General features: G+C 50.8%; 10 protein-coding genes. 6 read left to right on the top strand and 4 right to left on the bottom strand.

From position 1 onward, the window contains the following. Positions 1–325: 325 nt before the first annotated feature. Together cbiE and C7B82_RS31160 are read left to right on the top strand one after the other, a co-directional pair. Complete coding sequence (gene cbiE / locus C7B82_RS31165; RefSeq protein WP_106261232.1) at positions 326–1,531, top strand: precorrin-6y C5,15-methyltransferase (decarboxylating) subunit CbiE; 1,206 nt, start codon at positions 326–328, stop codon at positions 1,529–1,531. A 33-nt stretch (positions 1,532–1,564) separates the two neighbouring features. Then, positions 1,565–2,065 (top strand): glutathione peroxidase, encoded by a 501-nt coding sequence (locus C7B82_RS31160; protein ID WP_181357815.1) that lies wholly within the window; start codon positions 1,565–1,567, stop codon positions 2,063–2,065. Positions 2,066–2,142: 77 nt separating this feature from the next. On the opposite strand, the gene C7B82_RS31155 is transcribed toward C7B82_RS31160, so the two are convergent. Further along, positions 2,143–2,961: a cobalt-precorrin-6A reductase gene (locus tag C7B82_RS31155; protein ID WP_245940180.1), complete on the bottom strand. Its 819-nt coding sequence runs from the start codon at positions 2,959–2,961 to the stop codon at positions 2,143–2,145. Between the two features lie 38 nt (positions 2,962–2,999). Continuing rightward, positions 3,000–4,004, bottom strand: coding sequence for a prohibitin family protein (locus C7B82_RS31150; RefSeq protein ID WP_339375222.1), 1,005 nt, complete (start codon positions 4,002–4,004; stop codon positions 3,000–3,002). Positions 4,005–4,600: 596 nt separating this feature from the next. Here C7B82_RS31150 and C7B82_RS31140 point away from each other — a divergent pair. Beyond that, positions 4,601–5,002 (top strand): fasciclin domain-containing protein, encoded by a 402-nt coding sequence (locus tag C7B82_RS31140; RefSeq protein WP_106261227.1) that lies wholly within the window; start codon positions 4,601–4,603, stop codon positions 5,000–5,002. 155 nt (positions 5,003–5,157) lie between these two features. On the opposite strand, the gene rbsK is transcribed toward C7B82_RS31140, so the two are convergent. Then, on the bottom strand, positions 5,158–6,093 hold the full coding sequence (rbsK, locus tag C7B82_RS31135; RefSeq protein ID WP_106261225.1) for a ribokinase: 936 nt from the start codon (positions 6,091–6,093) through the stop codon (positions 5,158–5,160). A 552-nt stretch (positions 6,094–6,645) separates the two neighbouring features. Here rbsK and C7B82_RS31130 point away from each other — a divergent pair. The 3 genes from C7B82_RS31130 to C7B82_RS31120 are packed head-to-tail and all read left to right on the top strand — an operon-like array spanning position 6,646 to position 10,230. Next, positions 6,646–7,653, top strand: a complete 1,008-nt coding sequence (locus C7B82_RS31130) for an ABC transporter substrate-binding protein (RefSeq protein WP_245940179.1) — start codon at positions 6,646–6,648, stop codon at positions 7,651–7,653. Between the two features lie 25 nt (positions 7,654–7,678). Further along, a complete protein-coding gene (locus tag C7B82_RS31125; protein ID WP_106261224.1) occupies positions 7,679–9,232 on the top strand; it encodes a sugar ABC transporter ATP-binding protein in 1,554 nt (517 codons plus the stop codon). Beyond that, on the top strand, positions 9,229–10,230 hold the full coding sequence (locus C7B82_RS31120) for an ABC transporter permease subunit (protein ID WP_106261222.1): 1,002 nt from the start codon (positions 9,229–9,231) through the stop codon (positions 10,228–10,230). Before C7B82_RS31125 ends, C7B82_RS31120 begins: the two co-directional genes overlap by 4 nt. A 297-nt stretch (positions 10,231–10,527) precedes the next feature. Here C7B82_RS31120 and C7B82_RS31115 read toward each other — a convergent pair. Further along, the coding region (locus C7B82_RS31115) for a hypothetical protein (RefSeq protein ID WP_339375221.1) at positions 10,528–11,107 on the bottom strand (580 nt) is incomplete at its 5' end.

Below are 11,107 nucleotides of genomic sequence, written 5' to 3'. Positions count from 1 at the left end.
ACCCAAGCTACAAAGCGGTTTTTTCTACCCAGGTTGGGACGGGTTACCTAAGCCTCAAGATACAAGGTTGGGTTGAAGCATGAAACCCAACACCTGCATGGGTTACGCTACCGCTAACCCATCCTACAAATGATTGTGCCTTCCTACTTAGCAGTCAGCGATCAGCGGTCAGCTTTTATTCCTCGACGAGAGGCGTAGTGACAAGAATATTTAATTAGAGTAGCGCTGCCGCTATTAGCAGTCGGCATGGATCTTTAAAGCTGACCGCTGACCGCTGCCACCTCAAGTAATTTTCTAGTATTCGTAAATAACTCAGTGCTGCTCTATGACTCGGAAATGGCTTTCGGTGGTGGGGATTGGTGAAGATGGGTTAGCGGGACTCAGTCCGATCGCCCGTACTCTCATTGACCATGCTGACGTGCTGGTGGGTGGCGATCGCCATCTTGCCATGCTCCCCAACGACGATCGCGAACGTCTGGTTTGGACATCGCCTCTGCGTGAGTCGATCGACGAAATTTTGCGTCGTCGTAGGCAAGCGATTTGTGTGCTGGCAAGTGGCGATCCCATGTGGTACGGCATTGGTGTGACGCTGCTGCGTCGCATTCCCCTTGAGGAGATGACCATTCTCCCGGCACCATCCACCTTTAGCCTTGCTTGCGCTCGTTTGGGTTGGTCGCTTACCGAGGTCGAAACGGTGAGCCTGTGCAATCGTCCGCCTGAGTTGCTGCACACCTATCTGTATCCTGGTGCCAAACTCTTGATTTTGAGCGAAGGAAAGCAAACTCCCGCGATCGTTGCCGATCGATTAACCCGGCGTGGCTTTGGCAACAGCTCCATGATCGTCTTGGAACGGTTGGGTGGTGTTCATGAACGTCACATAGAAGGCATTGCCTCTAACTGGCGCGAAACGGATCTAGCTGATCTCAGCGCGATCGCGGTCGAGTGCATTGCTGATCCAGGTACCACGACTCTGCCACGCACACCAGGATTACCAGACGATGCCTATCATCACGATGGACAACTGACCAAACGCGAAGTACGAGCGCTGACTCTTTCTGCTCTTGCTCCTATACCGGGAGAACTCTTGTGGGATGTAGGCGCAGGCTGTGGGTCGATCGCCATTGAGTGGATGCGGAGCCATCCCCGTTGTCGGGCGATCGCCATCGAGAAAGCCAGAACCCAGTACATTGCTGATAACGCCGCTGCGCTCGGTACGCCTGGGCTGCATATTATCGATGGCAAAGCACCCGCTACGTTAAAGGATTTGCCTCAGCCCAACGCGATTTTTATTGGTGGTGGCGTCACTGCAGACGGCATGCTCGAAACCTGTTGGGCAGCCCTGCCGCCTGGTGGTCGCCTAGTTGCCAATGTGGTCACGATCGAGGGTGAGCGGCGGCTCTTTCAGTGGCAAGAGAAGGTTGGTGGCACCTTTACACGGATTACCGTTCAACGAGCTGAACCCATTGGGCGCTTTTTGGGCTGGCGATCGCTCGCGCCCATCACGCAATGGGCAGTGGTAAAATCAGCGTGAAGATAGTGTTTAGTTTTACTAAGCGTTTTTATTATGACAGCCACAGCCTCCCAATCCATTTATGACTTCACTGCCACTAGCATTGAGGGTAAGCCTATTAGCCTGAGCACCTATCAAAACAACGTGCTGCTGATTGTGAATACTGCCAGCGCGTGCGGCTTTACACCGCAGTACAAAGGGTTGCAAGCGCTTTACGACAAGTACACCAGCCAGGGCTTTGTGATTTTGGGCTTTCCCTGTAACCAGTTTGGGCAGCAGGAACCAGGCAGTACGGCTGAAATCCAATCGTTTTGTGAAATGCGTTTTGGCGTGACGTTTCCACTGTTTCAAAAAATCGACGTGAATGGTCAAAATGCCCATCCGCTCTACAAGTACTTGACGAAAACCGCCCCAGGAATTTTGGGCACTGAAGCGATTAAGTGGAACTTCACGAAATTTTTGGTCGATCGTACAGGTAAGGTCGTGAGTCGTTATTCCTCCTTAACTAAGCCGGAAGATATTGAGAAAGAGATTCAAACGCTTTTGCAGGCATAGTCCCCAGCTTCTAGCCGTCTGTAGGGACGTTACCTGTAACGTCCCTACAGGCCCAACCATTGATGGCTGATTGCTCTCTAGAGTCGCTGTTTGAGCCACGCCACCGCACTTGCCACATCTTTGACTCGCTCCCCAGAGGGCCTTGTCGGACGCTGAACCATCACGACGGGAAGCTCCAACTCTCTGGCCGCAGCAATTTTGGCGTACGTCGCATCACCACCACTGTTTTTGCTGACGATCGCTTCAATAGCGTGCTGCTTCAAGAGTGCGATCTCGTTTTCAACCGTGAAAGGACCGCGATCAAGCAACAATTCACCATTGGGCAGCGCGATGTCAGGTGCAGGTGGATCAATCGATCGCATCAGAAACCAGTGCTCGGTCAATAACGTAAAGGGCGCGAGCTGCTGTCTGCCGATGGTGAGAAAGATCCGCTGAGCATTAGACGGTATCGCTTGCGCGGCCGCTTCGACGCTCTCGACTTCCAGCCAGCGATCGTCCGTCACTTTCTTCCAGGCAGGACGCACTAGCATGAGATGCGGAATGTTTGCCTCTACGACTGCTGAAGCCGCATTCCAGGATATTTGTGCAGCAAACGGATGCGTTGCATCGATCAGCACATTGATGCGTTGCTCTTTGAGATACCTGACTAAGCCTTCAGAGCCACCAAAGCCACCCACACGGACACTACCCGACAACTCAGACGGTTGCTGCGTTCGTCCTGCCAGAGAGGTCATCACCTCCACGTCTGACAAGAGGGAAACCTGGGCAGCCAGTGCGGCTGCATCGCCTGTGCCGCCTAAAATGAGAATGCGGGTAGTCTCGCTCACTGGATGGCTCTGGGTCGTCTTGCCATTGTCTGCCTCATGTTGGGCAATGCCTTGCTGGCAGTGTACCAACCCCTGCTAGCTTTGCAAAGTGGGTCTTGAGCGATGAGCTACTTCGTCTGCAGCTTCGTAGTATCGAGATTGATGAAGGGTAGAGCACCATTGCCGCCCATGACCTGTGGAAACTTGCCGTCCCATTTCTCGATCGCCTGTTTCTGAAGCAGTTCCGGTGTCAACGTCTCGCGCAGCAACCGTTGCGCTTCTGCTTGCCCCTTCGAGCGATTCACCGTTGCTTCGGCTTCTTGCTCGGCTTCCTGGGCAACATAAACGGCTCGTTGGGCTCGCTGTTCCGCAATTTGCTTTTCTTCTACCGCGTGAGAAAATTCAGGCGAGAACTTCAAATCAACGACGCTGGTATCAAGAATGATGATGCCGTATTTATTCAGGCGACCACCTAGCGCCATATCAAAATCCTGCTTTAACTCATCACGCTTAGTAATGGCTTCTTCGATCGTGCGACGAGCGGCAGCAATCTTAAAGGATTCCTGCGTTTGAGGTGCAATAATCTTCGCCACAATATTTTGCAAACTCCCCTGTGTTCGCCGAATGTTCACGACTTGAGTAGGATCTAAGCGAAAGTTGATGGCAAAGCTGGCCGTCAGATCCTGCAAGTCACGGGTGGAACTTTGCGCAGGTACTTCAAACTTCTGCACCGTCAAATCATAAATATCGACTCTGGAGACAAACGGTGGCTTGACATGGATGCCTTCCAACAATTCGCCATCACGCGCTTTGCCCAAAATGCTAATAACTCCAGCTTCACCGGGATTGATGATGACAAAGGCATTCAGCGACAGCAACGCCACGATACCGACAATGACCAGTAAGACCGTTGTTCCCAAAGTCTGTGTCTGTTGACTCTTCACGTCTTCATTTCCTTTGTGTGTATCCCTGCTACGACCATAGGCGATCGACGTTGCATAATGCTTGCCCACAGCAAAGATGATCGCTTTTGTCTTCAAGCAATCATTGCAGGAGAGCGATCGCTCCAGTACCTTCAAGGGTCGCGATCGCCTCACATCATGCTCGAAATGCCGTCTGATCAATAGTTTCACCCAAAGTATCCCTCTAGGAAGAAGGAAAAGCGACCCCACCAGTCCGTTGTTATGCTCTTTTGCTGCTTGCAAACTCGTGATACCAATTCTTTTTGAAGCTGCACAGAATCATGCATTGGCGGTTGGGTTTTCACGCTGTTCAACCCAACCGCAGCCATGCCAGGCTTACGTACGTCAGCATTAACGCTGTTGGGTTTCGTTAGACTCAACCCAACCGACAGTTCCATATAGATTCATACGAAATTGATATGAGGCAAAAAGTTGAGTCAAAAGCTTTTCAGAATTCACTCTAAAAAAGTGGTTCAAGCAAGACAAATTCTTTTTAGAGTCATTCAGGTTTTTTAATCAAATTTTGTGTTAGAAAATCCAATCAAATTTTTAGAAGACAAATCAGCCTATAGACAGATGTTCTCTAGCTTTTAATCCAAGCTTATTCTCATTTTAAGGTGCGAAAGTAGCCGTCTTCTTCTATATATACGAAACTCATATAATGATGCACAAGGCTAAACAAAATAGGTTTATTAATAGGAATCGACCCTATTTCGTTGAAAAGTAGTTTATAGTCATTAACAGACACACTAAACCAGGTAGAAAACATGGCTGATATCGTTGACACTGCGGTTAATGCAGGCTCTTTCAGCACTTTAGTTGCTGCTGTAAAAGCTGCTAATCTGGTAGAAACATTGAAAGGAAAAGGCCCATTTACTGTTTTTGCTCCTACGGATGCAGCGTTTGCTAAGCTTCCCGCAGGAACCGTTGATGGCTTGCTCAAAGATCTTCCAAAACTTAAGCAAATTCTGACCTATCACGTCGTTGCAGGTAAAGTGACAGCAGCGGATGTTGCTAAGCTCAAATCAGCAACTACAGTTGAAGGATCAGATGTGAAAATTGATGCTTCTCACGGTGTCAAAATCAATAATGCTACAGTTTCAACACCTGATGTTGCTGCTGATAATGGCGTTATTCACATCATTGACACTGTGTTGATGCCTGCTTAAGCGATCGCTTAAATAGATAGTAGTAGCAAAGGGTCAGTAACTATTTTTAGTTGCTGACCCTTTGCTTTGTGTTGCTGCTGACCCGATAGTCACATGCAGATGCTTGACTGACAGTCAATCAGCACGTGTAGAGCGTTTATCTAAAAACGCTGTAGCTAACGCCGATCGTGCGTGCTAAGAAATGCTTCCACTGTGGCGCGATCGGGCAAGGACGACTGCGCGCCTGACTTTGTAGCCGCTAGCGCTCCAGTCGCAGCACCCCAGGTAATTGCCTGTCGAATGGGTAAACCTTCTGCCAGAGCAGCACTCAGGCCACCATTGAAGGCATCGCCAGCCGCAACCGTGTCTACAGCCTTCACGTGGAACGCGGGGATAAAGAAGGATTCTTCAGGCGTCGCGCAGAAAACGCCCTTTGCGCCCAATTTAATGACGACTGTTTCCACACCACGTTGATGCAGCACTGTGGCGGCTTGGGCGGCTGTAGAGGGGTCATCAACTGAGAACCCAACCAGGTGTGCCGCTTCGATCGCGTTGGGCGTGATAATGCTCACGTAGGAGTAGAGTTCGGTTGAAAAGTCCGATAGCGCCGGTGCTGGATCTAAAATGACGCGTACTCCCGCATGATGGGCCGCTTTTGCAGCAGCCAAGACCGCCGGTAACGGGATCTCAAATTGCAGTAAGAGTGCAGCCGCTCCTGGTAAATGGCGCGACAGGCGATCGACATCAGTCGCATCCACTTGCCCATTCGCACCTGGAATCACAATGATGTGATTCTCGCTGTGGTCATCAACCGCAATCATTGCCACACCAGAATGTTGGGAGTCATCCACCAACACATCCGTCGTGTCAACGCTAGCCGTTTGTAGGCTAGACAATAACTCTTGCCCAAACCCATCACTACCCACACGCCCTACCATGACGGTGGGTATATTCAGTCGAGCAACCGCGACCGCCTGGTTTGCACCTTTCCCACCAGGAACAGTGGCGAAGCTGTAACCAAGCAGTGTTTCACCCGGTACTGGCAAGGTTGGAGTCCTGGCAACTAAATCCATATTGATGCTGCCAAAAATGATCACGTGTGGTTTGTTCATGTGCTTAAAGAGTGGCTTAAATTAAGAGGGCAGAAGTTACTTTTTATTAAGTTTAAGGTGCATTTGCTGTTAGGAGAAAAGCCGAAATATTTCAACAGCAAGGGTTTGAGCGATGCACTATCACAACTCTATCTTTAGACATAGACGCCCGAATCATGAGTTAATTTTGCAAAACATCACGTTAGGATAGAAACTTAGAAAGTGGAATTAAATCAAACCCTGCAGTTCTTAAGTAACAACTTAGTAACAACATCTGCTAATAGTTTTAGCTGGTTGCACTAGCCAGCTTACACACGTTTAGCGACGCTTAAAAAAACAAGTTTATCCCTTGATTCTACACAAAGATTAATTTTTGTGTAATTTTAGGCATCGCAATGTTAGAGGCAAATAGTCCTCTTCTTTGAGCAAGAGTGTTGTAAAAAAAAGTTGGTATTGCAGATAGTAATTGAGCGCCAAACTCTAATTGAGGCGTTTCAGTGATTGTTTGTCTTGAGTCTGTTTGTGGGTCTTGATTCTGCCGACTTTTCGTTAATGAGTTGGGTGGAAATAAACGTGAAGAGAGTAGCAATTCGTCGCGTGATTCGACAGAGTGGCATTTTGGCTGGCATCATCGGTCTTGCTGGCGGTACCTTCGCCGCTTGTACGCCGGGTTCTCAAACCAATGAGGGCACCAGTCAGGCCATGCAAAGCGGTGATTTGAAATCGATCGCGGTCACAGTTGGCGACCTCAGCAATCCCTTTTTCGTCTTGATGGGTCGTGGAGCCGCAGCAGAAGCTAAGAAGATTGGCGGAGACAATGTGAGAACCACTATTGTTTCCAGTGGCTATGACTTGAACCAACAGTTTAACCAGATTGAAAACTTCGTGGCCTCAAGTACGAATGTCATCATTCTGAATGCAGCAGATAGTAAAGGCATTGCGCCAGCCGTTGCTAAAGCTAAACGAGCAGGAGCCATTGTCATTGCAGTCGATACGGGAGCTGATGGCGGTGTGGATGCGACGATTACATCCAACAATGTGCAAGCAGGCGAACTCAGTTGTCAGTATATTGTCGATCGCCTCAAGGGTAAGGGCAATGTAGTCGTTGTGAACGGCCCCCCGGTTAATTCGGTGCTCGATCGGGTCAAAGGTTGTGAAGAAGTTTTCGCTAAAAATCCTGGCATCAAGGTGTTATCGAAAGACCAAAATGCCGAAGGTAGCCGTGATGGTGGGTTGCGCGTAATGACCGATCTACTCACGTCGTTTCCTAAAATCGATGCGGTTTTTTCCATCAATGATCCCAGCGGCATTGGTGCAGAACTGGCAGCCAAGCAGGCGAAGCGGGACGAATTTTTCATTGTGAGTGTGGATGGCGCACCCGAAGCAAAACAGGCGATCGAAGACCCTAAAAGCCTCTTTGTGGCGACTGCAGCCCAAGATCCATTGGGGATGACACAAAAGGCAGTCCAGGTTGGCAACGATATTTTGCATGGCAAAAAGCCAGCCAATCCCAATATTTTGATTCCGGTCAAGCTCATTACCCGTGACAACGTCAGCAGCTACAAAGGCTGGACAGGCTAATAGGCTTTAATTTCAGGAGTTGTTCATGACCATCGATACACAAACCTCTGTGCCCAACGCACCGATCGCGACGCCAGTGTTGGAAATGCGAGGCATTACCAAACGCTTTCATGGTGTGCCTGCGCTACAAAACGTCAATTTGACGATTTATCCCGGTGAAGTGCACGCCTTAATGGGTGAAAATGGTGCCGGCAAAAGCACGCTAATGAAGATTCTTGCCGGAGCGTATATTGCCGATGACGGTGAAATTCGCATTAACGGTGAAACGGTAACTATTGCTGACCCAGGAACCGCGCGTCGTGTCGGCATTACGCTAATTTATCAAGAATTGAACGTCGCGCCTAATTTGACCGTGACAGAAAATATCTTTATGGGTAGCGAATTGAGCCGGGGACAGTTCCTCGATCGTGCCCAGATGGAACGTCAGGCAGCTGATGTTCTGGCCAGTTTAGGGGCAGATTTTGGACCGAATGATGTGGTATCCAATCTATCGATCGCTGAACAACAGCAGCTTGAAATCGCCCGTGCGCTGAAAGACAAGAGCCGCATTCTGGTGATGGATGAGCCAACCGCAGCGTTGTCCGATCGAGAAGCTGTGCGACTGTTTGACGTCATCCGCAAACTGCGAAGTGATGGCATTGCCATCATCTATATCAGCCACCGTATGGAAGAAGTGTATGCACTAGCAGACCGGATCAGCGTCCTGCGCGATGGCGAATATATCGGCAGTCTAACCCGCGACGAAATTTCGGCAGACCGACTCGTGCAAATGATGGTCGGCAGAACGATGGGAGATTTCTACGAACATCAGCGGCAAACCACAGTCGGTGCTGCGGTGTTGGAAGTGCGAAATATCAGCGACGGGCGAAAGGTGAAACCAACGAATTTAACGCTCCATGCAGGCGAAATCGTGGGGCTTTCAGGTCTAGTTGGTGCGGGACGGACAGAGCTATCGCGGCTGATTTTTGGTGCTGATCCTAAGGCCAGCGGTGACGTTTTTCTCAATGGTGAACGCCTGAAAATCAATTCGCCGGGTGATGCGATCGAGGCTGGCATTGGTTACGTTCCTGAAGATCGCAAAGACCAGGGCTTGTTTCTCGAAATGAGTTCTGGGAAAAATATTGCGCTCAATTCGCTCCGACAGGATTCTAGAGTGGGTGTCATCAACTTTGGCACGATCGACAAAATTGCGGAGGATGCGGTCGAAAGCTTCAACATCCGGCTGGCTAACCTGGAAATCCGCGCGATGGATTTGTCAGGTGGAAACCAGCAAAAGCTCTTACTGGCGCGCTGGCTGGCGATTAAGCCGAGAGTGCTGCTGCTCGATGAACCCACCCGTGGTGTTGACATTGGTGCCAAAAGCGAGATCTACCGCATCATCAGCGATCTAGCAGCGCAGGGGGTTGCCATTCTCATGGTGTCTAGTGAATTGGCAGAAATCGTGGGCATGAGCGATCGTGTTCTGGTCATGCGCGAAGGGCAACTGGTCGGCGAATTAGGTGGCACCACGGGGATAGACATTACACAGGAGAACGTCATGGCTTACGCCACAGGAGCATCGGAGGTAACGGCATCATGAGTCAAACCGAATTAAGACCAATGGATGGTAGGGCAGGCGATCGACCCAAAGCGCGATCTCGGGGTGGCACAAAGAACTGGTTGCAAGTTGCAGGTATTCTACCCATTTTGTTGCTCATTTGTATCCTGTTCACTGTCCTTTCGCCGAGCTTTCTCACTCCCGGCAATCTGGTCAACATTGCACGGCAAGCCTCTATCAACATCGTCCTGGCAACCGGGATGACGTTTGTCATTCTGACCGGTGGTATTGATCTATCCGTTGGCTCGATCTTAGGTGTATCCGCTGTCGTTGCCGTCTTAGTCTCCTTACTACCCGCCTTGAGCTGGGCCGCTATTCCTGTAGCACTGCTCACAGGGTTACTGATGGGCTTGGCGAACGGTGCCCTGATTGCCTTCCTGGATTTGCCGCCGTTCATTGTCACCTTGGGCGCACTCACTGCATGGCGGGGCGCGGCCTACCTCGTGGCAAACGGCACAACGGTCATTAACCGTGACCTCGGTTTCGCCTGGATTGGCAATAACTATCTGGGGCCATTGCCCTGGCTAGTGGTGATTGCACTGCTGGCGATCGGGGCAAGCTGGTTTATCTTGCGACGTACCGTGCTGGGCGTACAGATTTATGCCGTGGGTGGCAACCAACGGGCAGCACGACTCACAGGCATCAAAGTGAACCGGGTGCTGCTGTTTGTCTACGGTGTCAGCGGTTTGCTGGCAGGTCTCGCAGGCATCATGAGTTCTAGCCGTCTCTACAGCGCGACTGGATTGCTGGGTAATGGGTACGAGTTGGACGCGATCGCCGCTGTCATTTTGGGCGGCACTAGCTTTACGGGTGGCATTGGCACCATGCCCGGAACATTGCTCGGTGCGCTGATTATCGCTGTGCTGAATAACGGTCTGACGCTGCTCAATATGTCTTACTTCTGGCAGCTTGTGGTCAAAGGTCTGGTGATTATTGTGGCAGTGACGATCGATCGACTCCGCAGACGAGGATCTCGGTAGCAGCCAGAGGCAACAACCCGTTTCCATGAACAAAATGAATCAATACCGCTCGATTAAGCCCCCTAGAGCGTGTTTTAAAACCCTCGAAAGCCCCCATCCCCAATGCTGGGGGCTTCCAACCATCTTCACAAGCCCCTAGCATTGGGGATTTTAAGCCCTGCGGGTAGACAACAAAAGGGGCGAATGTCATCGCTTGATCTTGATTGACTAGCCGAGAAGTATTGCAAAATGAATGGGCATAAGACTGAAAGGGGTCAGCCAATCCCCCTTGATGGACTGGCTGACTACGCTTCGAGGCTATGGCTGAGACGGTCGATCGCCGCCAGATTGGTTGCCATCCTGAGGCGGACGTGGTGGAACGCCAAGCGCCTGCACTAATTGCTCTTCGGTCACTCCAAGCTTGGCGGCAGCAGCTTTGAAGTCTGGACGAGGGGGGCGCTGGGAGCGATCGGCCTGACTCGGTGGCTGAGCAGGCACTCCCAGAGCCTCTTTGAGCTTTTGCTCGGTCACGCCTAGCTTGGCAGCCGCAGCCTTAAAGTCGGGGCGAGGGCGCTGTGAACGATCGGACTGACTGGGTGGCTGAGCCGGTACTCCTAGAGCCGCCTTTAACTGAGCTTCTGTTACCCCCAACTTTGTGGCAGCAGCAGCAAAATCGATTTTGGGCGGTCGCCGCTGTCCATTTGGCTGCTGGTTGGATGGCTCTGCAGCCTGCGCCACTTGACGTGATGGATTAGTAGCGTTTGCCTGATTTGATCCAAGCAAACCCACTGAGCCAATTAGAAGCGGCATTGCTGCGACGACTAGTGGTCTGTCAATTTTCAGTTGATGGGTAAAGTCGCTGTAGTTTGATGCGTGCATCGGCTGTCGTAAACCGCCA

It is taken from the genome of Stenomitos frigidus ULC18 (assembly GCF_003003795.1).
In the GTDB taxonomy this organism is placed as follows: domain Bacteria; phylum Cyanobacteriota; class Cyanobacteriia; order Leptolyngbyales; family Leptolyngbyaceae; genus Stenomitos; species Stenomitos frigidus_A.
Note: the sequence above shows the minus strand (reverse complement) of the source record. Positions and strands in the feature narration are given on the sequence as shown.

Bases quoted from the DNA above. Each gene is read 5' to 3' on its own strand.
- rbsK (WP_106261225.1), bottom strand. From the start codon at position 6,093: ATGAACAAACCACACGTGATCATTTTTGGCAGCATCAATATGGATTTA.
- C7B82_RS31160 (WP_181357815.1), top strand. From the start codon at position 1,565: ATGACAGCCACAGCCTCCCAATCCATTTATGACTTCACTGCCACTAGC.
- cbiE (WP_106261232.1), top strand. From the start codon at position 326: ATGACTCGGAAATGGCTTTCGGTGGTGGGGATTGGTGAAGATGGGTTA.
- C7B82_RS31120 (WP_106261222.1), top strand. From the start codon at position 9,229: ATGAGTCAAACCGAATTAAGACCAATGGATGGTAGGGCAGGCGATCGA.
- C7B82_RS31125 (WP_106261224.1), top strand. From the start codon at position 7,679: ATGACCATCGATACACAAACCTCTGTGCCCAACGCACCGATCGCGACG.
- C7B82_RS31140 (WP_106261227.1), top strand. From the start codon at position 4,601: ATGGCTGATATCGTTGACACTGCGGTTAATGCAGGCTCTTTCAGCACT.